20 protein-coding genes and 1 pseudogene are annotated in these 21,524 nt (G+C 63.0%); 16 read left to right on the plus strand and 5 right to left on the minus strand.

What is annotated here, in order from left to right; genetic code table 11:
- Positions 1–30 precede the first annotated feature (30 nt).
- The 3 genes from JWR89_RS19850 to JWR89_RS19860 are packed head-to-tail and all read right to left on the minus strand — an operon-like array spanning position 31 to position 3,578.
- Positions 31–1,614 (minus strand): bifunctional 3-(3-hydroxy-phenyl)propionate/3-hydroxycinnamic acid hydroxylase, encoded by a 1,584-nt coding sequence (locus JWR89_RS19850; protein WP_299719247.1) that lies wholly within the window; start codon positions 1,612–1,614, stop codon positions 31–33.
- 42 nt (positions 1,615–1,656) lie between these two features.
- Positions 1,657–2,550, minus strand: a complete 894-nt coding sequence (locus JWR89_RS19855) for a VOC family protein (protein WP_299719249.1) — start codon at positions 2,548–2,550, stop codon at positions 1,657–1,659.
- Complete coding sequence (locus JWR89_RS19860) at positions 2,547–3,578, minus strand: amidohydrolase family protein (protein ID WP_299719251.1); 1,032 nt, start codon at positions 3,576–3,578, stop codon at positions 2,547–2,549. Before JWR89_RS19860 ends, JWR89_RS19855 begins: the two co-directional genes overlap by 4 nt.
- Before the next feature lie 255 nt (positions 3,579–3,833).
- Between JWR89_RS19860 and JWR89_RS19865 the strand changes: the two genes are divergently transcribed.
- A complete protein-coding gene (locus JWR89_RS19865; protein WP_299719297.1) occupies positions 3,834–4,544 on the plus strand; it encodes a GntR family transcriptional regulator in 711 nt (236 codons plus the stop codon).
- Between the two features lie 506 nt (positions 4,545–5,050).
- On the opposite strand, the gene JWR89_RS19870 is transcribed toward JWR89_RS19865, so the two are convergent.
- Positions 5,051–5,578: a MarR family winged helix-turn-helix transcriptional regulator gene (locus JWR89_RS19870; protein WP_299719253.1), complete on the minus strand. Its 528-nt coding sequence runs from the start codon at positions 5,576–5,578 to the stop codon at positions 5,051–5,053.
- 170 nt (positions 5,579–5,748) lie between these two features.
- Here JWR89_RS19870 and JWR89_RS19875 point away from each other — a divergent pair, with 170 nt between their 5' ends.
- The 3 genes from JWR89_RS19875 to JWR89_RS19885 all read left to right on the plus strand — a co-directional run bounded on the left by JWR89_RS19875 (position 5,749) and on the right by JWR89_RS19885 (position 8,568).
- Positions 5,749–6,960 (plus strand): cytochrome P450, encoded by a 1,212-nt coding sequence (locus JWR89_RS19875; protein WP_299719255.1) that lies wholly within the window; start codon positions 5,749–5,751, stop codon positions 6,958–6,960.
- 8 nt (positions 6,961–6,968) lie between these two features.
- Positions 6,969–7,292, plus strand: a complete 324-nt coding sequence (locus JWR89_RS19880) for a 2Fe-2S iron-sulfur cluster-binding protein (protein WP_299719258.1) — start codon at positions 6,969–6,971, stop codon at positions 7,290–7,292.
- A gap of 61 nt (positions 7,293–7,353) precedes the next feature.
- Positions 7,354–8,568 carry an ABC transporter substrate-binding protein gene (locus JWR89_RS19885; RefSeq protein ID WP_299719261.1) on the plus strand — a complete coding sequence of 405 codons (1,215 nt, stop codon included), beginning with the start codon at positions 7,354–7,356 and terminating at the stop codon, positions 8,566–8,568.
- 250 nt (positions 8,569–8,818) lie between these two features.
- Here JWR89_RS19885 and JWR89_RS19890 read toward each other — a convergent pair whose 3' ends face one another.
- Complete coding sequence (locus JWR89_RS19890) at positions 8,819–9,493, minus strand: TetR/AcrR family transcriptional regulator (RefSeq protein ID WP_299719264.1); 675 nt, start codon at positions 9,491–9,493, stop codon at positions 8,819–8,821.
- Positions 9,494–9,641: 148 nt separating this feature from the next.
- Between JWR89_RS19890 and JWR89_RS19895 the strand changes: the two genes are divergently transcribed.
- The 12 genes and pseudogenes from JWR89_RS19895 to JWR89_RS19950 form a co-directional block, all read left to right on the plus strand.
- Positions 9,642–10,505 carry a xanthine dehydrogenase family protein subunit M gene (locus JWR89_RS19895; protein ID WP_299719266.1) on the plus strand — a complete coding sequence of 288 codons (864 nt, stop codon included), beginning with the start codon at positions 9,642–9,644 and terminating at the stop codon, positions 10,503–10,505.
- A complete protein-coding gene (locus JWR89_RS19900) occupies positions 10,502–11,014 on the plus strand; it encodes a (2Fe-2S)-binding protein (protein WP_299719268.1) in 513 nt (170 codons plus the stop codon). The genes JWR89_RS19895 and JWR89_RS19900 overlap by 4 nt, the downstream gene beginning before the upstream one ends.
- Positions 11,011–13,383 carry a xanthine dehydrogenase family protein molybdopterin-binding subunit gene (locus tag JWR89_RS19905; RefSeq protein ID WP_299719270.1) on the plus strand — a complete coding sequence of 791 codons (2,373 nt, stop codon included), beginning with the start codon at positions 11,011–11,013 and terminating at the stop codon, positions 13,381–13,383. Before JWR89_RS19900 ends, JWR89_RS19905 begins: the two co-directional genes overlap by 4 nt.
- A 30-nt stretch (positions 13,384–13,413) precedes the next feature.
- Positions 13,414–14,655, plus strand: coding sequence for an ABC transporter substrate-binding protein (locus JWR89_RS19910; protein ID WP_299719272.1), 1,242 nt, complete (start codon positions 13,414–13,416; stop codon positions 14,653–14,655).
- Between the two features lie 18 nt (positions 14,656–14,673).
- Entirely contained in the window at positions 14,674–15,540 is an 867-nt protein-coding gene (locus JWR89_RS19915) for a branched-chain amino acid ABC transporter permease (RefSeq protein WP_299719274.1), read from the plus strand.
- 80 nt (positions 15,541–15,620) lie between these two features.
- Positions 15,621–16,544 carry a branched-chain amino acid ABC transporter permease gene (locus tag JWR89_RS19920; RefSeq protein WP_299719276.1) on the plus strand — a complete coding sequence of 308 codons (924 nt, stop codon included), beginning with the start codon at positions 15,621–15,623 and terminating at the stop codon, positions 16,542–16,544.
- Entirely contained in the window at positions 16,541–17,296 is a 756-nt protein-coding gene (locus JWR89_RS19925; protein WP_299719278.1) for an ABC transporter ATP-binding protein, read from the plus strand. The genes JWR89_RS19920 and JWR89_RS19925 overlap by 4 nt, the downstream gene beginning before the upstream one ends.
- Positions 17,289–17,993 (plus strand): ABC transporter ATP-binding protein, encoded by a 705-nt coding sequence (locus JWR89_RS19930; RefSeq protein WP_299719299.1) that lies wholly within the window; start codon positions 17,289–17,291, stop codon positions 17,991–17,993. Before JWR89_RS19925 ends, JWR89_RS19930 begins: the two co-directional genes overlap by 8 nt.
- Positions 17,994–18,301: 308 nt before the next feature.
- Positions 18,302–18,757, plus strand: coding sequence for a hypothetical protein (locus JWR89_RS19935; protein ID WP_299719281.1), 456 nt, complete (start codon positions 18,302–18,304; stop codon positions 18,755–18,757).
- 113 nt (positions 18,758–18,870) lie between these two features.
- Positions 18,871–19,059, plus strand: a complete 189-nt coding sequence (locus JWR89_RS19940; protein WP_299719301.1) for a hypothetical protein — start codon at positions 18,871–18,873, stop codon at positions 19,057–19,059.
- A 187-nt stretch (positions 19,060–19,246) separates the two neighbouring features.
- A complete protein-coding gene (locus tag JWR89_RS19945) occupies positions 19,247–20,755 on the plus strand; it encodes a glucan biosynthesis protein G (protein ID WP_299719283.1) in 1,509 nt (502 codons plus the stop codon).
- Positions 20,743–21,524: pseudogene (locus JWR89_RS19950) on the plus strand (glucan biosynthesis glucosyltransferase H); the annotation flags it as partial. The gene JWR89_RS19945 and the pseudogene JWR89_RS19950, both read left to right, overlap by 13 nt.

The raw sequence follows: 21,524 nt of genomic DNA on the forward strand, positions 1-21,524 counted from the left end.
AAACCGCGGTGCGGTGATGAAGGGGCGAAATCATTGCAGGCCTGCCGCCAGGTCGGCGAGCAGCTTGCGGAGCGCGTCGTCGTTGCTGGCGACGCCGAACACGTAGTGGTCCGGCCGGACGATCGCGGCGCCGCAGCCGTAGCGATCGAACCAGCTCGCGCCGACGCCGTCCTGTTCGACGAAGGCGTCGGTGTTGTGACCCGGTGCATCGGCCGAAGCGATGCGGATCGGCCGTACGCCGAGCCGGATCAGCTCCGCCTGGATGTCAGCCGCCGGCACGACGGCGCTTCGCGCATCGAGCACAAGCCGCCAGCCGGTGCCTGCGACCGCGTCCAGCAACTCTCGTCCCTTCGCCGTCCCGATCCAGGGCTGTGGAAACAGCGTGCCGTGCGCGGGATGCAGCGGGCGCGCCAGCAGGCCGGTCTGTAGCGGTGGTACGATTTCCTGGCGGGTCACGGTGCGTGGCTGACCGCCACCTTCCGCGAGGATGCGCAGATCGCGCGCCTCGGCGGCGACCGGATCGCGTTCGCAGATGACGTGGCCGATCGCCTTGATCCGCGAGGTCAACTGGCGGACATGGTCGCTGCGCTCTTCACTGTAACTGTCGAGCAGCGCGTCGCCGGACTGGCCCGCGAGAACGCGATCGAGCTTCCACACCAGATTGGCGACATCGCGAATACCCTGGCACATGCCCTGGCCGATGAAGGGCGGTTGCTGGTGCGCGGCGTCGCCGGCGAGGAAGACGCGGCCGCTCCGCCATCGCTCGGCGACCAGCGCATGAAACCGGTAGCTCGCGGCGCGCCACAATATGGCGTCGTCCGGGGTGATCCATCGCGCCAGCAGCCGCCACACCTGCGCTGCCGTCTCCATTTCGGAAGGGTCTTCGCCGGGCAACAGCATAATCTCGAAGCGGCGATGATTTCCGGGGCCGATGATGAACGACGTCGGCCGCGACGGCTCACAGAATTGGGCCGCGGTCTCCGGCAGCTGGCGGAGGGCGCCGTTGTTGACTTGCAGGTCGACCACCAGCCAGGGCTCGTCGAACACCAGATCTTCAAAGCCGATGCCGAGCTGCTGCCTGACCGGGCTTGAGGCGCCGTCACAGGCGATCACATAGTCCGTGGTCATCGAACGCGTCGCACCGCTATCGTCGCGCAGATGCAGTGTGACCTGATGCTCCGATTGGTCGAAGCCGACCAGTTCCGTGCCCAAATCGACCGTCACGCTGTCATAGGCTGCGGCATGCGCGCGCAACGCCGCCTCGACCGGCGGCTGCGTGAACACCATGCTGGGCGTGTAGCCCAGCGGATACGGTTCGGCGACCATGTCGATGCGCCGGATTAACTGGCCTTTGGCGCCAAAATGCTGCGATGCCGGAAACGGCGCGATGAATGGCAGCACGCGCTCGGCAGCACCAAGATTATCGAGCACGCGCAGGATCTCATGATCGATCGCTATCGCGCGGGGCTTGTCATAGACGTTGCGCTGGCGGTCGATGGCCAGCGTGCGGATGTCGCGGTCGCCGAGCAGGCTGGTGGCGATGGCGCCAGACGGGCCGTGGCCGACCACGACCACCTGGAAATCGCTGCGGGATGGTTGCGGTGAAAGCGTCACACGGCACTCCAGCTAAATTCGACAACGCGGCGGATGAAGCGACTACGCATCGGCGAAGCGCACGGCGATCTGCGCCGCTTTGACGTGATCGGCCTTGGGCGGGGCGATGCCCCAGTGATCGGTGCGGCCCGGTGGCCAACTCCATTCCGACGGGCCACGCACCACATAGTCGTCGTCGACCTGCAGCACTTCGGCGGTGTATTCGATGACGACGCCCAGCGGATCGATGAAATAAGCGAAGACGTTGTCGCCCGGCCCGTGGCGGCCGACGCCCCAGGCGATCGGAAATCCGGCGTCGATCAGGCGGCCGGAGCCGCGCATCACCGCCTCCAGGTCCGGCATCAGGAAGGCGACGTGGTTGAGCCCGTTGACGGGGGCATTGGCGATGACGATGGCGTGGTGATCGGCGTTGCAGCGCACGAACGCCATGGCTTTCGACCGGTCGGTCAGGCGAAACCCGAGCGCGCGTTGGTAGAACGCCGCCAGGCCATCGACATCGGTGCTGTTGATATTGACATGCGCCAATCGAACCGGCCGATAGCCGAGGGCGAGTGGCGCGTGCTGCGCATCGCCGTAGACGAAACGCAGCACGCCACCGTCCGGTGAACGGACGGTCATGACCATGCCGCCGTCGGGACCGGGGTTGGCCACCGGGCCGGACAGCTGCGTCGCGCCATGCTCCCGGCAAGCGACGTCCACGCGTTCGAAATCCGCGTCCCGGTCGAGACGGAAGGTGATGGCCCGGAGGGCAGGGCCGTCGCCTTGACGTAACGCCACCACATGATGATCGGTGCCGCTGGCGCGCAGATAGCTCACGCCGTCGTGGCGCGTGACGAGATCGAGCCCCCAGACGGAGGTGTAGAAGGCTTCGGATCTCGCGAGGTCGGGCGTGTCGAGATCGACGCTGCGCAAGGCGGTGACGGGGAAATGGCTCATGGTGAAACCCGCTCACCCGTTCCGAGAAAGCGCCGCGCGTTGTCGCGTATCACGAGGTTGCGGGTGGCTTCGTTGGCGATGGCTGACGCCGCTCGCGCCACCGGGGTGTGGTCGTGGAAGGCGAACGGATAATCGGTGCCGAGCATGATCTGCGTTGCGCCGAACTTGGCGATCAGGTGAAGCAGCGTGGCATCGTCGTAGACAAGGGCGTCGTAATACAGCCGGCGCGCCTGTGCGACGGGAGCCTCCTGAATGCTTTCCTGCAGCACGGGAAATACCTGATAGCCTTCCTGCAGCCGCGGCAGCAGCGAGGCCAGCGTGCCGCCGCCATGGCTGAAGGCGATGCGCAGGCCGGGCCGGCGCAGCAGCAGGTTCGATGTAATCACCGAGGCCGCGGCGAGGCCGATGTCGGTGGGATAGGCGAGAACCTGCTGCAGTTGCGCCGGGCCGATCAGCCGGTCCATGCCGGCGGGGCGCAGCGCATGGACGAAAACCGCCATGTCGAGCTTCTCGACTTCGGCAAACAGCCCGCCGAAATCGGGAGACCCGATCGGCTTGCCGTTGACGTTGCTGCCGATCTCGATGCCAGCGAAGCCGAGCTCATGCTTCAGCCGGCGCAGTTCGGCGATCGCGCGGTCGATGTCCTGCAGCGGCAGCGCGCCCAAAGCGACCAGCCGGCCGCCGGCATGCGCGACCATCTCGGCCATCTGGTCGTTGATGTAGCGCAGCAGGTCATCGGCCGCGGCGGGATCCATCCAGTACGACAGCAGCTCCGGCATCGGCGAAATCGCCTGGAGGCGGAGGCCCATTTCCTCCATGTCGGCAACGCGTTTCTCGACGTCCCAGCAACGGTCGGACACCGTGCGGTAGACGCGGCCGGCCATCATCACATGCTTGTGGCAGGGGTTGGCATCGGTCATTGACGGCCAATCGGCCGGCACGGCGGCCCCCATGTATCGGGGAAACGACGCCGGTACGACGTGCGCGTGGACGTCGATTCCGCAGCCGCACGTGGACAGGATGCTCACAGGCGTGGAAGTTCGTCGGAATGCGACCGCAGGACAACGATGACCGTCGTGTTGGCTATTATTAGAGTCCTATTGCCCAGCATTTTCGTTCCCGGTCGCTTATTCGTTTGTTGCTCTACCCATAACTTATAAAAAAACCGTCCGGCAACATAAATTTATAAATTTCTTCATTTCAATGAAAAGTGTATACAGGCCCAGGACCAGGCCGGATGTGGCCGGCGGCATAGGAGATCATTCGGCGTGGACAGGACATCAGTGCTTCGCTTGGCGTCACCGGCGCCATCGACTCAGGCGAGCACGGTCTACGATCGCCTGCGCGACGACCTGCTATCCGGGCGGCTGGAGCCCGGTCGGAAATTGCAGATGCGTTTCCTCAGCGATCGGTACCAGATCGGCCAGACCCCGCTACGCGAGGCGCTGAACCGGCTGACGGCGGACGGTCTGGTGGAAGGTCGCGAGCAGCGTGGCTTTTACGTCGCTGCCATCAGCCGCAGCGAACTGGCCGAACTGACCAAAACGCGATGCTGGGTCGAGAGTCTGGCGCTGCGCGAATCCATGGCGGCCGCCACCCCTCAGTGGGAAGAACAATTGCTGCTGGCGCAGCATCGCCTCAGCCGATCACCCCGTTCGCTTAACCCCGAGCACTTTGAAGACAATCCGGAGTGGGAGCGCCTGCACCGCTCCTACCACGGCACGCTGATCGGAAATTGCGGATCGCAATCCCTGATCGGCTTCTGCGGTCAGCTCGCCGACCAGCTGTACCGCTATCGGCGTCTGTCGATCCGCAAGGCTTTCCCGTCGCGGCACGTCGCCGACGAACACCAGGCCATCTTGAACGCTGTGCTGAGCAAAGATGCGGAAGTCGCGGTGGCCCTGCTCACCACGCACTACGGCCGGACGGCTGAAGTCATTCTGCAGGACGAGCAGATCTTCCCGGAACTAAAAAGACTTGACGAGTTCGCCTGACATTCCAGGTGTCATTCAGTCGGCTCGTCGGCCCGCTGATAAGTGATAAGTAACGAGCAGATTTGCGATCCGATTCTGAGATCAACCGTATTAATCGCGCATCCCGACCATTCCGGCTGGATTTTCCCGTTGCCTTGCGAATATCACACGCTTCATCATGTGTAATGAAGGAATTAGCCCGATTGCCCCGCTCATACTCGAAGAAGCGCGTAGTAGGCCGCGATAGCTCCGAAATCATCAACCCCGCATCGCGCCCTCCGCTTCCCTCGATCGCGAAGATGTCAAAACCATACCGATTGCGAAGTCCGTCTTAGAACTTACTCGTGACCGGTCGCCTTTGGCGCAAAAGCGGATGCACGGACTTTAAGCTTTCTGTTGCCAAGGCAACTATTCTGTGACAATTTTTCCGGATAGAGCGCACCAGAGCGATTGATCGCCGCGCCTTTGGGAGAGAAACGATGGTGGACCGCGTCGGTGGGACAGCAATCGCGCCTGCGTGCGATTTTTTATTCGGAAGGATCGTTGACCGCGCCGAGATTGCCATGGATTCTGCGCAGGAGGTCGATCAGCACCTCGCGTTCACGCTCGTCGAGGCAGGACAGCAGCTTCCGTTCCCGCTCCAAGGCAGCGCCGATCACCGCGTCATGCGTGGCTCGCCCCTTCGCGGTCAACGCAATCGAATGACTGCGGCCGTCCTGGCGGTCGGCGTCGATCGTGATCAACCCGCGTTCCCGCAGCATCGCGAGCGTACGGCTCACCGGCCCCTTGTCGAAGCCAATGACATTGCAGATGCGCGACGCGGGAATGCCGGGCTCGATCGCCAGAAGCGACATGATGCGCCACTCGGTGACGTTCACGCCGAAACGCTTCTGGTAGAACGCCGTCGCACTGCGCGACAGCTTGTTGGCGATAAAGGTCACAAAAGCAGGTACGTAACGCTCGAGATCCAGCAGTTGTCCCGTTTTGGCAGGCCCGGCGACGGATTTGGCTTTTGCGGTCGTACGTCCCGCCTTGCTCTTCCCGTTCTTGCTCATGCGACTGAATTCCGACTGCCTCTTCCGTCGAGCCGAAGCGGCCGACCGGTTCACTGCGCCCAGAAGTAAAGACAACCGCCCGCTATTGCCAAGCAGAAAAGCAGGAGAATCTCATGGTCGCGACAGATGCCTCTGCCTCCTCCCGCCCCCCGGCTGTGCTGGCTTTTGACATGGATGGTCGTCAAGCCGGCGCGTCGCCAGCGATCCCCATCCTCGACGTCGATCCGTTTGCGATGGAGTTCTTCGCTGATCCGCATCCGACGCATGAAGTGCTGCGCGAGGCTGGACCTGTCGTGTATCTCGACAAATGGAACGTGTTCGCCGTGGCGCGCTATGCCGAAGTCCATGCCGTGCTCAACGACCCGCAGACGTTCTGCTCGAGCCGCGGTGTCGGTCTCAGCGATTTCGCCAACGAAAAACCGTGGCGACCGCCAAGCCTGATCCTCGAAGCCGATCCACCCGCGCATACGCGGACCCGCGCGGTGCTCAGCAAGGTACTGTCGCCGGCGGTGATGAAGCAGCTCCGGGACGGGTTTGCGGCGGCGGCGGAGGCGAAGGTCGATGAGTTGCTGGCGAGGGGAAGTTTTGACGCCATCAGCGATCTGGCCGAGGCCTTCCCGCTATCGGTGTTTCCCGATGCGATGGGGCTGCAGCAGGAGGGGCGCGAGAACCTGCTGCCCTATGCCGGCCTGGTGTTCAACGCCTTCGGCCCACCCAACGAGCTGCGCGAGGCCGCGATTGCCCGCTCGGCGCCGCATCAGGCCTATGTGCTGGAACAGTGTCAGCGCGAGAATCTCGCCCCCGGCGGGTTCGGCGCCTGCATCCACGCCCGGGTCGATAGCGGTGACATCACGGCGGCCGAGGCGCCGCTGCTGGTGCGCTCGCTGCTGTCGGCCGGGCTCGATACCACGGTGAACGGCATCGGCGCGGCGCTCTATTGCCTGGCGCGCTACCCCCAGGAATTCGCCCGGCTGCGCGCCGATCTCTCGCTCGCCCGCAATGCCTTCGAGGAAGCCGTTCGCTATGAGAGCCCGGTGCAGACGTTCTTCCGCACCACGACAAGGGATGTCGAGATCAGCGGGCATCGCGTCGGCGAGGGCGAGAAGGTCCTGATGTTTCTGGCGGCTGCCAACCGCGATCCGCGGCGTTGGGCAGAGCCCGATCGTTACGATATTACGCGCAAGACCTCCGGCCACGTCGGCTTTGGATCCGGCGTCCATTTGTGCGTGGGCCAGTTGGTGGCGCGGCTGGAGGGCGAAGTAATGCTTTCCGCACTCGCACGAAAAGTTGCATCGATCGAGATCACCGGCAAGCCGACGCGCCGCTTCAACAACACGCTGCGCGGGCTCGAAAGCCTGCCGGTCAAACTCACCGCGGCCTGAGGGGATCCATGCCAAGCGTCACCTACATTCATTCCGACGGCCGAGCCGAAACCGTCACCGCCGGCGACGGTGACAGCGCGATGATCACGGCGATGCAGAACGGCGTCGATGGCATCGTCGGCGAGTGCGGCGGCGGTCTGGTCTGCGCCACCTGTCACGTCTATGTCGATGACGCCTGGATGGAAAAGGTCGGGGCCGCCGCGACCGACGAAGACGAGATGCTGGAGGGCGTTGCGGCGGAGCGAAGCCCGAACAGCCGGCTATCCTGCCAGATCAAGATGACCGATGCACTCGACGGCCTCGTGCTGCGACTGCCGGACCGACAATTCTAATTGCGAGAACGAAGCGGCCGGCAACGTCCGGACCCGCGAAACAACGACAAAGGGGAATACCATGAAGGGCTTCACGACAGTTCTGGCCGCGGCGGCATCGTGCGTGATGGCCGGCGCCGCGCAAGCGCAGATTTCCGACGACTTCGTGCGCGTCGGCGTGCTCAACGATATTTCCGGGGTGTTCCAGGACACCAACGGCATGGGTTCGGTGGAAGCCGCGCGAATGGCCGCTGAGGACTTCAACGGCGGCGGCAAGAATATCAAGGTCGAGATCGTCTATGCCGACCATCAGAACAAAGCCGATGTCGGCTCGGGCATCGCGCGAAAATGGCTCGATGTCGAAAAGGTCGATGCCATCGTCGATGTGCCGAACTCTTCGGTGGGGCTCGCGATCAACAACATCGCGCGCAATACCAAGATGACTTTCCTGGCGTCGTCCACCGCGACCTCCGACCTCACCGGGAAGGATTGCTCGCCTAACACCATCCAGTGGGTCAACGATGCCTGGGCCACCGGCAACACCACGGCCGCGGCGATGATGCAGCGTGGCGGCGACGACTGGTACTTCCTCACGGTCAACTACGCGCTCGGGCAGGGCATCGAGGCCGAGGCTAGCAACTATATTACTAGGAACGGTGGCAAGGTGCTCGGCTCCTCGAAGCACCCGCTCGGCACTTCCGACTTCGCCTCGCTGCTGCTGCAGGCGCAGGGCTCCAAGGCCAAGGTCATCGGCCTTGCCAATGCCGGCGCCGACACCATCAATGCGGTGAAGCAGGCTGGCGAGTTTGGCATGCAGGATGGTCCGCAAAAACTGGTGGCGTTCCTGATCTTCATCAATGACGTTCACGGCATGGGCCTCAAGGCCGCGCAGGGCTTGCTGCTGACCGAGTCGTTCTATTGGGACATGGACGAGGACACCCGCGCTTTCGCCAAGCGCTTCGCCCAGCGCCCCGGCATGAACGGCAAGATGCCCAGCGGTAATCAGGCGGGCGTCTATGCATCGACGTTGGCCTATCTAAATGCGGTGGCGGCCAAGGGCAGCGATGACGCCGGTGTGGTGGTCCCGCAGATGAAGACTTTCAAAGGCAAGGATAAGCTGTTCGGGGAAATTGCGATCCGCGCAGACGGCCGCGTCACTCACCCGATTTACCTGTTCGAGATCAAAAAGCCGGCAGAGTCGAAATATCCGTACGATTACTACAAACTGCTATCGACCGTGTCCGCTGACAAAGCCTTCCGTCCGATGGAACAGGGCGGCTGCCAGCTAGTAAAATGAGCCTTCGAGTCGGGCGCCGCTAAACCCGCGCTCGACTTTGCCGCGATGCAGGCGAATTGCGCAACATGTGGAAGCCGACCCAGCAGGCCGGCCTGTGGGTCCACGTTGGCAATCTCAGCCAGTCGCGCTCCTACTCGCAATACCTCGCTTTGATCCCAGAAAGCGGAAATTGCCCGACGACGCTTCTGGCACAACGCGGTCGTTGCAGGGTCAACATCGCGCGTTGAGTATCGATGTTGCTCACCATCAGCTATCGACGTGCATGATCGACAAGCTCGCGCATCAACTTCTCGGAGCCGTCGATAAACACCCTCACGGCGTCGTTCACGATGTCGTCCAGTTGGTCCGGCGTGGGGGTCTCATAGACGAACCGCCGGATGGCCATGTAGAAAATGCGGCCGTGCAGACCCCAGAACATCTCGATCTCGCGCTCTGACAATGGGACCTCGTCGCTCGACGGCAGTTTCAGGTCGTGACGGAGCTCGCAGCATGCGGGTTCGATGATCTGATCGCGCACGATCTGAAGGTAGCGCTTGGTGATGTCGAAGGATTTTAGGCCGGAGAAGACGAAGATTCTCACCCAGTTGTACTCGAAGACTTGTCCGACATATTCCAGATAAAAGCGTGACAGCCGCGTCTGCAGCGAAAGGGTTCGATCCCCGATGAGAGCGTTCCATGAGGGCGACCAGCGGCTGAGATAGATTTCTTCGTAGACGCGCTCGATCAACGCTTCTTTGCTTGGAAAGTGACGGTAGATCGCCGAGTGGGTGATGCCCATTCGTTTGGCCAGTTCGCGAGTCTGCCCGCCGAATCCCTGTTCGGCGAAAAATTTCACGGCCTCATCGACGATGAACCGCTCGCGCTCTGCCGCCCGCATGTTGCGGCGCGGTGGTTTTTTGGCTGATTTGGCGGGTTTCTTGGCCATTTTGCTTCGGTTTGTGGAGGCCACTGAATAGCCCAATTCGAAAAACAGACCAAATGGTCATTTTAATTTGACCGCAAGGACTCCACGTGTTCTAGATTTGAGACCAGATGGTTACAAATCTGGCGGATGAAACGTTGGGAGTTCAAGCTTGAAGGCGCGGGCGTTCAGCTATGCTAGGCCCTCCACCGTGATGGAGGCGCTGGAAGCTTTTGAAGGGTGTGGCGAGGACGCGAGTTATATCGCGGGCGGCCAGAGCCTCGTGCCGGCGCTTGCCTTGCGCCTGCAGGCGCCGCAGTTGCTGATCGACATCGCTCATATCGACGCCCTTCGTGGCGTTGAGCTGCAGGGTGACTGGCTGCGGATCGGCGCGCTGGTGCGGCATTGCGAGGTGCTGTCCGATCCCCTGATCCGACAATACGCGCCGCTCTACAGCGAGGCCGCGCCGCATGTGGCGCATCCGGCGATCCGCAACAAGGGTACGCTCGGCGGCAGCCTGTCGCATGCCGATCCGGCGTCGGAATTTCCCGCCGTGACATTGGCGTTGGGCGCAGAACTCGAAATCGCCAATCGGCAGGGGACGCGTCGCGTCGCGGCCGATGATTTCTTCATCGACCTGTTTCAGACGGCGATCGAACCGGGCGAGCTGCTCGTCGCCATCCATGTGCCGGTGGTTCGCCCCGGCCATCGCTGGGCGTTTCACGAGTTGGCACGCCGGCGCGGCGATTTCGCGCTGGTCGGCTGCGGAATTCTGGCCGAGTTCGCGGATGACGCGGTCGAGAATATCCGCATCGCGTTTTTCTCCGTGGGCAGCACGCCGTTACGGGCCCGGCAGGTCGAAAAAAGCCTGGTCGGCAAGCGTCTGGATCAGGCCGCGATCGCTGCCGCGCAGGCGTTGGTCGGCGACGATCTCGATCCGCCCGACGACGAGCAGGTGCCGCCCGCCATGAAGCGGCATCTTGCGCGCGTCCTCTTGGGACGCCTGCTCGGCCAGATCGCAAGGCAGGGCTCATGAGCGAACTGGTCAACGTCACCATGACCGTCAACGGCAACGACGTGTCGCACAACATCGCGCCGCGCCACACGCTGGCGGATTTCCTGCGCCAGACGCTGGAGCTGACCGGCACCCATACCGGATGCGAGATGGGCGTTTGCGGCGCATGCCTCGTCGTGCTCGACGGGCGCGTGGTGCATTCCTGCCTGACCTTCGCCGTGCAGGCGAGCGGCTCGACGATCGAGACCGTGGAAGGTCTGACCGAACGCGCGGTCATCGCCGATCTGCAGGAGGCCTTTCATCAGCGCAATGCGCTGCAATGCGGGTTCTGTACGCCCGGCATGCTGATGACGGCCTACAGCCTGCTGGAGCAGCCGGGCGTGCCGTCGCGCGAAGTGATCCGCGATGCGCTGTCAGGTAACTACTGTCGCTGCACCGGCTATGAGGCGATTGTGGACGCGATCGAGAAGGTCGCGCGCGATCGCGCCGCCGTCGCCCATGCGTCCGCTCCCGAGGAGGTCCTCGGATGAATGCGCTGACCCCGTTCGATCGCCCGAATTCCTATATCGGCCGCTCCGTACCGCGCCCCAACGCCAAGCGGCTGCTGGCCGGCCGCGGCCGTTATGTCACCGATATAGTGCTGCCGCGCATGCTGCACGTGGCCTATGTGCGCAGCCCCTACGCTCATGCGCGGATCGTCTCGATCGACGCGCAGGCCGCGCGCGAGATGCCCGGCGTCCGGCTGGTGGCGACTGGCGAAGACCTCGCAAAACTCTGCACGCCATGGGTCGGCACCATGGAGCATTTCAAGGGCATGAAATCGCCGCCGCAACTGCCGTTGCCGATCGACAAGGTGGTGTGGTCGGGGCAGGCGGTGGTCGCGATCGTGGCCGACACGCGCGCACTGGCCGAAGATGCCGCCGAGGTCGTCTCCATCGAATTCGACGAGCTGCCGGCCGTCATCGATATCGACGCCGCGCGCGAACCAGGAGCTGCGCTGATCTCCCCGGGGCTCGGCAGCAATCTTTGCTTTCACGGCAAGATCGATACCGGCGGCATCGACGATGTCTTCGCCGGTGCCGCTTATGTGGTGGAGGAGGAGTTTCACTTCGGCCGACATACCGCAGTGACCTTGGAGCCGCGCGCGATCATCGCGGATTACGACGCCAGCGAGCGGCAACTGACGGTGCATCACGCCACGCAGACGCCGTATCAGTTCCAGGACATTTACGCGCGCCATTACGGCATCCCCGAATCCCGGGTCCGCGTGATCGCACCGGATATCGGCGGTTCGTTCGGCATGAAGCTGCACATGTATCACGAAGACATGGCGGTGGTCGGGCTCAGCATGATGCTCGGTCGTCCCGTGAAATACGTCGCCGACCGCATCGAATCCTTCGTGTCCGACATCCACGCGCGCGATCACCGCGTCCGCGCACGCATGGCGGCCGATGCGGACGGCAATATCCTGGCGATGGACGTCGAGGACGTGACGGGCATCGGTGCGTTCTCGGCCTATCCGCGCACCAGCGTGGTGGAGGGCAACCAAGTCTACCGCCTGATGGGCGCGCCCTACACGTTCAGGAATTATCGCGCCGATCTCCAGGTCGTGTTCCAGAACAAGGTGCAGATGAGCCAGTACCGGGCCGTCGGGCATCCGATCGCCTGCACCGTCACCGAGCGGCTGGTCGATATGATCGCCGACAAGACGGCGCAGGACGTATTCGACATCCGCAGCCAAAACGCGATTCCGGACGACGGCTATCCCTGCACCTCGCCGACGGGGTACCAGTTCGAAGCGCTCTCGCATCACGCCTGTCTCGCCAGGCTGCGCGAGATGATGGACTACGATGGCCTGCGCGCCGAGCAGGCGGAATTGCGGATCCGCGGCATTCACCGCGGCATCGGCATCGCTACCTTTGTGGAGATTACCAATCCCGGCCCGGCATTCTACGGCGTCGGCGGCGCGCGGATCTCGTCGCAGGATGGCGCCGTCATCAAGATCACGCCCACCGGAGACGTCCACTGCCTAATCTCGGTGACCGAGCTCGGGCAGGGCACGGAGACCATCATCGGACAGATCGTCGCCGAGCATCTCGGCATCGATCGCGATCGCATCAAGGTCATCACCGGCGATACCGAAACGACGCCGTATGGCGGCGCGACCTATGCGTGTCGCGGCGCCGGCATCGGCGGCGAGACCGCGCTGCAGGCGGCCAAAAAGCTCAAGGCCAACGTGCTCGCGGTCGCCGCCGCGATCCTGCAGGACGAGCCGGACAGGCTCGATATTCACAGCGGCTGGATCGTCGATGCCGCCACGGCGCAGCCGCGCATCGAACTCTCCGAGATCGCACGCATCGCCTATTTCCGTTCGGACACGTTGCCGCCGGGCACGCAGGCGCAACTATCCGTCACGCATCATTATGCGCCGCAAGGCTATCCGTTCGCCTTCACCAATGGCGTTCAGGCGTGCCATCTCGAACTCGATGTCGAGACCGGTCTGGTCAAGATCCTGAAACTGTGGGTGGTCGAGGATTGCGGCCGCGTCATCAATCCGTTGCTGGTTGACGAGCAGATCCGCGGCGGTGTGGTGCAGGGGCTGGGGGCGGCGTTCTTCGAGGAATGCGTCTACGGCGACAACGGCCAGCTCACCAACGGGTCGCTCGCCGATTATCTGGTGCCGATGGCGGTGGAAATGCCGGATATCGAAATCGGCCACGTCGAGACGCCGACGCTGGATACCCAGCTCGGTGCCAAGGGAGTTGGCGAGGCAGGCACCGCAGCGGCGTCGGCTGCAGCGCTCAACGCGATCAATGACGCCATGAAGCCGTTCGGAAGCACGGTCGCGCAGGTGCCCATGACCCCAGCGCGGATATTGAAGGCACTCGGACACATCTGAAAATATAAAAGCCATCAAAGGGAGAGCATCATGACCAAGGGTACCACTCGCAATCACATATCGCGCCGTCACATGCTGGCTGCCCTCGGCACCGGCGCCAGCGTCGTCGCCATGCCGTGGATTGCCCGCGCGGCCGACGACACCATCCGCATCGGCTTTCCGACGCCGCTGACCGGGCCGTTCGCGGCCGAAGCCAAGGATCAGGTCAAGAGCGCCGAGCTCGCGGTCAAGCAGTTCAACGACAAGGGCGGTATCAACGGCCGCAAGATCGAGCTGCTGGTGCGCGATGACAAGCTCAACGGCGGCGAGGCGGCGACCCGCACGCTCGAACTGATCGAGAAGGACAAGGTCCACGCGATCGTCGGATCGCTGTCCAGCGCGGTACAGCTCGCCGTCAACGAGGTGACGCGCGCACGCGGCGTGCTCTATGTTTCGATCAGCCAGTCCGACACGATCAACGAGGTGAAGGATTTCAGCAAATACACCTTCCATGAGGCGCTGAACCCGACCATGACCGCAGGCGCGGTGGCGCGGCATAGCTTCAAGAAGGGCATGAAGGTCGCGCATCTCGTCGCCGACTACGCTTATGGCCATGAAATGTTGCGCGGCTTCAAGCGTGCGCAGGCGGCGATCGGCGTGGAAACCGTCGGCGAGATCATGCATCCGTTCGGTGCGGCGGACTATTCGACCTTCATGCCGCGGCTGCGCTCGATGCGTGCCGACGTCCTGTGCATCAGCAATTTCGGCCGCGATCAGGCCAACTCGATCAAGCAGGCGGTCGACTTTGGCCTTAAGCAACAATCCAGGATTGTCGTCCCCGTCCTGCTGCACAACCAGCGACTGGCGGTCGCTCCGGAAGTGTTCGAAGGCGTGGTCGGCGGCTCCAATTTCTATTGGGGCCTGGAGAGCCAATTGCCGAGCGCCAAGGCGTTCAATGACGCCTACCGGGCGGCCAACAATGGCGCGATCCCGACCGACTACGGCGCCTATGGCTACACCGGCGTCTCGTCGCTTCTGATGGCCATGCAGGCGTCCGGCGGCACCGACACCGACAAGGTGATCGCAGCGCTGGAAGCCCTGAAATACGATGTCGCCAAGGGCCCGCAATACTACCGCAAGTGCGATCACCAGTCGGTGCAGTCGGTGCTGGTGCTGGAGTCGAAGAAGAAGGCTGACATGAAGAGCGACAACGACCTGTTCAGCATCGTGGCCAATGAAGTGCCGTCCGAAGAGGTGCTGCGAAGCTGCACCGAACTCGGCTTCCCCGGTTAACGAAAGTACGCGCCCTCCATGGATACAGAACTCATCCTGATGCAGCTCTTCTCCGGAGTTGCCCTCGGCGCGATCCTCGTGCTCACCGCGCTTGGCCTGTCGATCATCTTCGGTATGCTGGGCGTGGTGAATTTCGCGCACGGCGCGCTGTTCATGGTCGGCGCCTATGCGGGGCTATGGGTCGCCTCGTTGACCGGCAGTTTCTGGTGGGGACTGATCGTGGCCCCCATCATGATCGGCGGGTTCGGGATGCTGATCGAGTATTTCCTGATTCGCCCGCTGTATGGCCGCTCGATCGACGATCCGCTGCTCCTCACCTTCGGCCTCAGCTACGTGCTGGTGGAAGGCGTGCGCATCGTGTTCGGCAGTGACGGCATTCCGTTCCCCACACCGTCATCGCTGACCGGCGTGGTCGATCTCGGCGTCGGGTTCTTTCCGATCTATCGCATCTTCGTTGTCGGCATCGTCTTTTTGGTTGTGGTGCTGCTGTGGCTCGGCCTGGAGAAGACCAAATTCGGCCTGATCGTGCGCGCCGGCGCGCGCGACCCGACCATGATGAAGGTGCTCGGCATCGACATCAGCAAGGTCTGGCTGCTGGTGTTCGGTCTCGGCGTCGGGCTGGCGTCGCTCGGCGGTGTGCTGTCCGGCCCGATGCGCAGCGTTAATCCGGAAATGGGTGCGCTGGTGCTGGCCGAGGCCTTCGTCGTGACGGTGATCGGCGGGCTCGGTTCGCTGGTCGGATCGATCGTCGCCGGTCTGCTGGTCGGCGTCGTGATCAGCATGACCGCCTTGTTCGCGCCGGAGATGGCGACCATCGTGATGTTCGCGCTGATGGCCGTCGTCCTCCTGATCCGGCCGCAAGGCCTGTTCGGCAAACTCGCGTAATGGAGCGCACCATGACATCCCCGGCGCTCGCCGCTCCGTCGCATGCCCGGGCAGGCAAGCGCGCGCAATTCAGATCGCTCGTGACCAGATACCGCGTCCCGCTGTCGATCCTCGCGCTCTGCCTGCTGCCGTGGCTGCTGCCGTCGAAAGCGCTGGCGGTCAACGTGTTGATCTACGGCGTCATCGCCGTCGGTTACAATCTGCTGTTTGGCTATACCGGGCTGCTGTCGTTCGGCCATGCGGCATTCGTCGGCGCCGGCGCCTACATCACCGGCATCGCCATCGGCCAGTTCGGCGTGCCCTGGTATCTCGCCGTGCTGCTGGGCGTTGTTGGCGGCGCCTTGCTGGCCTTCATCATGGGCGCGCTATCGACGCGCACGCGCGGCATCTACTTCTCGATGGTGACATTGGCGCTGGCGCAGCTCGTCTATTACGTGGCGCTGCAGGCGTCCGCATGGACCGGCGGCGAGAACGGTCTGCGCGGCTTCACTGTCAGCAAGATCGAGCTGCTCGGCTTCGAGATCAACTTTCTCGATCCGGTCAACAAGTATTACGTGCTGATGATGTTCGCGGCGCTGGCGCTGTGGATCGTCTCGCGCATTCTCAACTCGCCGTTCGGTGCTGCGATCGAGGCGATCCGCGAGAACGAGCGTCGCGCCCGGACCTGCGGCTACGATGTCGAGCGTACCAAGTTGTTGGCATTCACGCTGTCGGGAACGATCTGCGCGCTGGGCGGCACCATGTCGGCGCTGCATCTGGCTTTCGTGCCTCTGGATTCGCTGCATTATTTGTCCTCCGGCATGATCGTGATGATGACCTTGCTGGGCGGCGCCAGCAGCTTCTTCGGGCCGTTCATTGGCGCACTGGTATTTCTGGTGATGGAAGACGTGTTCTCGCTGTGGACGTCGCACTGGCAGATCATCGTCGGATCGGTCTTCGTACTGTTCGTACTGTTTCTGCCCAAAGGCATCTGGGGCACGTTCCTGACAAAGGTGATGCGATGAACGCGCCGCTTCTCGCCGTCGAAAATATCGTCGTGAAATTCGGCGGCTTCATTGCGCTGCAGGCGGTGACGACCGAGTTCCGTCCCGGCCGGGTCACTTCCATCATCGGCCCGAACGGCGCCGGCAAGAGCACGTTCTTCAACGTGCTGTCCGGCGTCATCACGCCGTCGAGCGGCTCGATCCGTTTTAAGGGCGAAGATCTCAAGGGCACCAAGCAGCACGACTTCGTGCATCGCGGCATCGCGCGCTCCTACCAGATCACCAACATCTTCCCCGATCTCAGCGTGCACGAGAACGTCCGCGTCGCTGCCCAGGCCGGCCGCGCGCGCTATAATATCTGGACCAACCGCAACCGGCTGACGGAGCTGGACGACAGGGCCGATGCCGCGCTCGACGCCGTCGGCCTGGTCGCCAAGCGCGACGAGACCGCCAAGTTTCTGGCGCATGGCCAGCAGCGCGCGCTCGAGATCGCCATCGCGCTGATCTCCAATCCGGAAGTGCTGCTGCTCGACGAGCCGACCGCCGGCATGGGGCCGGAGGAGACCAAGGAGATGGTCGCGCTGCTGGAGAAGCTCGCCGCGGAGCGCACCATTCTGCTGGTCGAACACAAGATGAAGATGATCCTCGGCCTCAGCGACCGCATCCTGGTGCTGCACCACGGCCAGTTGATCGCCGACGGCTCGCCGCGCGACATTCAGACGGACCCCGAGGTCCGTCGCGTCTATCTGGGACAGAACGATGGCTATGCTTGAAACCAAAGACCTGCATGCCTGGTACGGCGCCAGCCACACGCTGCATGGCGTGTCTATCTCGGTGGCGCAGGGCGAAGTCGTGGCGCTGGTCGGCCGCAACGGCGCCGGCAAGACCACCACGATCCGCTCGGTCATGGGCCTGATGTCGAAAACCACCGGCAGCATCCGGTTCGATGGCCAGGATCTGGTGGCGCTGCCCGCCCATGACCGCTACCGGCTCGGCCTGGCCTATGTGCCCGAGGAGCGCCGCATCATTCCCGGCCTGACCGTGCGCGAGAACCTGCAGCTCGGCCTCGTCGCCAGTCGCGGCAAGATCGACGAGCGTGACGCCATCGAGGAGATCGCGGAAAGCTTTCCGCGTCTCAAGGAACGTCTCGATCAGGAAGGCGTCACCATGTCGGGCGGCGAGCAGCAGATGCTGGCGATCGCGCGCGCCACCATCGCCAAGCCGAAGATGATCCTGCTGGACGAGCCCTCCGAGGGCATCATGCCGGTGCTGGTCGAGGAAATGGGCGCGCTGTTCCGCAAGTTGCGCGACCAGGGCGTCACGCTGCTGCTGGTCGAACAGAACGTGGAGTGGGCGCTGCGCCTCGCCGACCGCGCAATCATCATGGACCAGGGTGAGGTCGTCTATGAAAGCAGCTCCGCGGCATTGCTCGCCGACAAGGAAATTCAGGAACGTTATTGCGCGGTCTGACGTGCAACTCTCTCAAAAGGCGATTTCAAGCAGAGGAATGCCGGCATCGCCGCTGCGTGGCGCCGATCTGAAGCGTGGGCCGGAAGGTGGCTAGGCGCCCTTGGCGCCGTAACCCACCATAGCGACTTGCAGCAAGCGAAGGCGGTGGGTTACGCGGCTTTGGGACTAACCCACCCTGCTGCTGTTTCCAATGATGCGCAGCCGAAGCGCGAGCTTCGCTGGCAAATGACGTGAGGATGCGATATCAAGTCCTCGCCTAACTATCGTTGCGAAATCCTGTTCGAAATAACAAAGGTCGGGAGGGTGTCTTGCGTAAATGGCAGCAATTGGTGCCCGCGCTTGGCGCGCTTTTCGCTTTGTGGTGCTTCGCCGCGCAGCCGGCCTACGCCGATGGATCGGTGTCGTCCTTGGGTATGGGCTATGGTGCGCGCAATTCTGCCGAGTTCGCGCAATTCCAGTCTGTGATACAGCAGTATAACGCGTCCGGTGAACGCTTTCGCATTGACAGCCACTGTCAATCGGCTTGCACCATGTTCCTGTCGATACGCAATGTCTGCGTCTCGCCGAATGCCACGCTGTTGTTTCACGCCGGCGGCACCAGGCTGAGGGGCATTAGCCCCGTCCGCACGCAGCAAATGCTCGACACCTATAACGCGGCCTTGCAGCAGTACGTCACCGCCAGGCATTTCATGGATACGCTCGACTTCCATTCGATTTCAGGCAGCGAAATCATCAAGCGCTTTGGCTATCCGGCCTGTCGGTAGACGGGCTAATGGCGGCCTCGATGACGCCCATCTAGATCGGCTCCGAGATCGACAGCCTGAACGGCATCTCCAGCGATGTCGTTACCGCGCTCGCTTCCATGCGCGTGCGGAGCATGATGGAGTCGGTTGCAGCAGGCTCTGAGGAGTTGAACGCTTCCGTCCGTGAAATCTCCGAGGCCATGATGAAATCGAGAGACACCGCGATGAGCGCGGTCGATCAAGTCGCCTCGGCAGATACGCAGGCGAGCCGGCGCAGCGACGCCGCCAATTTGACGTACTGTAGCGGCGTATGGGCGCTGTAACGGCCCACCAATGCGTCGGTGCCTTCGGCGCAGGCATAGCGTTGTCGCAATAGGCGATGTCCGGCAGCTCGCGCTGCACGCTCCCATGACCCCGACAACGTGTTCAAGGACAGCTTGTTCCTCTCACGGAACTTGAACGCCTGACCGGCGTTGTAGGGTATTCGCTCTCGTAAGATTCGGAGACACCTTGAACCGGCGACAACTTCTCGGGGCTTCGGCCGCGCTTCCGCTGCTGACGATATTGCCTCGCAGCCTTGCCGCGGCGCCGGTATCAACACCATTCGACGCCGCTGGCGTGCGACAGATGGCGCGCGACGCCGCCACCAAGGCATTCAAGGCGCCCGACAACAAGCTACCGGATTCGCTGAAGGATCTCGATTACGACCAGTACCGCGCGCTTCGGTTCAAGCCGGAAAAGGCGCTGTGGCACGGCGAGAAGCTGCCTTTCGAGGTGCAGTTCTTTCATCGCGGCTCGTTCTATACCAACCGCGTCGATATCTATGAAGTGGCCAACGGGCAGGCGACCCAGGTCCTCTATCAACCCGAGAATTTTTCCTTCGGCGCCACGCTACCTCCACCGGCGGGCACCGATCTCGGCTTCGGCGGCTTCCGGCTGCATGCGCCGATCAACAAGCCCGACTACTATGACGAGGTCTGTGTTTTCCTCGGCGCCAGCTATTTTCGCGCGGTCGCCAAAGGCCAGGTTTACGGCCTCTCGGCGCGCGGCCTGTCGATCAACACCGGCGAGGCCGCCGGCGAGGAGTTCCCGCAGTTCAAGGCGTTCTGGATCGAGAAGCCGGCGTCCAACGCCAACTCGATCGTGGTACACGCGCTGCTCGACAGCGAAAGTGCCGCAGCCGCCTATCGCTTTACGATCCGGCCCGGCGAAACCACCATTTTCGACGTGGAAATGGCGATCTATCCGCGGGTCGAATTGAAGAATCTCGGCCTCGCGCCGATCACCAGCATGTTCTTCTTCGGTCCGAACGACCGCAAGGAGGTCGATGACTTCCGTCCCGCCGTGCACGATTCCGACGGCATGGCGATCTACAATGGACGTGGCGAGCAGCTGTGGCGGCCCTTGAACAATCCCCGCGACCTGCAGATCAGCTCGTTCGGCGATCTCAATCCGCGGGGCTTCGGGCTGATGCAGCGGCAGAAGAATTTTCTCGACTATCAGGACCTCGAATCCAGCTTCGAACGGCGCCCCAGCCTGTGGGTAGAGCCGATCGGCGACTGGGGCGAGGGTTCGGTACAGCTTCTGGAAATTCCGACCAAGGAAGAGATCCACGACAACATCGGCAGTTTCTGGCACCCGAAGAATCCGCTGCCCGCCAAGGGCGAGCACACCTACACCTATCGCCTGCACTGGGGACCGGATCATCCGAAGCCCTCGGCGCTTGCGATCTTTTCGCGCAGCGCCGTCGGCTCGCGCGGCGACGAGACAAAACTGTTCGTGCTCGACCTAATCGGCGACAAGCTCAAGTCCATCGATCCAAGCAGGATAAAAGGCGTAGTCACGGCCGAAAAGGCCGAAATTCGCAACATCGTCACGCAGCCGAATCCGCAAAGCGGCGGCTGGCGCCTGAGTTTCGAAATGCCGGTCAAGGGCAAGACGCCCGTCGAACTGCGCGCATCGCTGATGCAGGACGATCAGGCGATCTCTGAAGTCTGGGTCTATCGATGGACGCCATGAGCCCGGAGAAACCGGTGCCTCCGGCCGCTCCCGCGATCGCCTCCGCGTTGCCCGCCGACGCCGGCAACGCATTTCTCCCATCGGAGATGCCGATCGCGATGGCGCCGCAGGCGCTGGCGGAGCCAACACCATCGCAGCGGCGCGTTCAATTCAAGCCGATGCCGACCGCTTTGCGGCGCGCCTACATCCTGACCGGCACCGCCGCGATGACCGCGGCCGGCGGCTACGAGATGTTCGAGGTTCTGCAGGTCGGCGGGGTCACCATCCTCGAAGGTCTGGTGCTGGCGCTGTTCGTGTTGCTGTTCGCCTGGGTGGCGTTCTCGTTCATGTCGGCGCTGGCCGGCTTTGCCATGTTGCTGGTGCGCGGGCGCGATCCGCTCGCCATCGAGCCGCACGCGCCGCTTCCGGCGATCTCGAGCCGCAATGCGATGCTGTTGCCGACCTACAATGAAGATCCCTATCGGATCATGGCGCGGCTGCGGGCAATCTGGGAATCCGCCGAAGAAACCGGCTATGCCTCGCAATTCGACTGGTTCGTGCTCAGCGATACCACCGACCCGGCGATCTGGGTGGCCGAGGAAAAGGCTTTGCTCCAACTGCGCCGCGAGGCCGGCGCCCACCGCATCTTCTACCGCCACCGGCCGCGCAACACCGCGCGCAAATCGGGCAATATCGAGGACTGGGTCAAACGGTTCGGCGCCGGATACGATCACATGATCATCCTGGACGCCGACAGCCTGATGACCGGCGACACCATCGTGCGGCTGGT

This window comes from Tardiphaga sp., from assembly GCF_028290785.1.
Lineage (GTDB): Bacteria > Pseudomonadota > Alphaproteobacteria > Rhizobiales > Xanthobacteraceae > Tardiphaga.

Coding starts and splice junctions, on each gene's coding strand:
- JWR89_RS19885 (WP_299719261.1), top strand. CDS start 7,354: ATGAAGGGCTTCACGACAGTTCTGGCCGCGGCGGCATCGTGCGTGATG.
- JWR89_RS19890 (WP_299719264.1), bottom strand. CDS start 9,493: ATGGCCAAGAAACCCGCCAAATCAGCCAAAAAACCACCGCGCCGCAAC.
- JWR89_RS19910 (WP_299719272.1), top strand. CDS start 13,414: ATGACCAAGGGTACCACTCGCAATCACATATCGCGCCGTCACATGCTG.
- JWR89_RS19870 (WP_299719253.1), bottom strand. CDS start 5,578: ATGAGCAAGAACGGGAAGAGCAAGGCGGGACGTACGACCGCAAAAGCC.
- JWR89_RS19875 (WP_299719255.1), top strand. CDS start 5,749: ATGGATGGTCGTCAAGCCGGCGCGTCGCCAGCGATCCCCATCCTCGAC.
- JWR89_RS19930 (WP_299719299.1), top strand. CDS start 17,289: ATGCTTGAAACCAAAGACCTGCATGCCTGGTACGGCGCCAGCCACACG.
- JWR89_RS19905 (WP_299719270.1), top strand. CDS start 11,011: ATGAATGCGCTGACCCCGTTCGATCGCCCGAATTCCTATATCGGCCGC.
- JWR89_RS19925 (WP_299719278.1), top strand. CDS start 16,541: ATGAACGCGCCGCTTCTCGCCGTCGAAAATATCGTCGTGAAATTCGGC.
- JWR89_RS19940 (WP_299719301.1), top strand. CDS start 18,871: ATGATGGAGTCGGTTGCAGCAGGCTCTGAGGAGTTGAACGCTTCCGTC.
- JWR89_RS19855 (WP_299719249.1), bottom strand. CDS start 2,550: ATGAGCCATTTCCCCGTCACCGCCTTGCGCAGCGTCGATCTCGACACG.
- JWR89_RS19915 (WP_299719274.1), top strand. CDS start 14,674: ATGGATACAGAACTCATCCTGATGCAGCTCTTCTCCGGAGTTGCCCTC.
- JWR89_RS19900 (WP_299719268.1), top strand. CDS start 10,502: ATGAGCGAACTGGTCAACGTCACCATGACCGTCAACGGCAACGACGTG.
- JWR89_RS19880 (WP_299719258.1), top strand. CDS start 6,969: ATGCCAAGCGTCACCTACATTCATTCCGACGGCCGAGCCGAAACCGTC.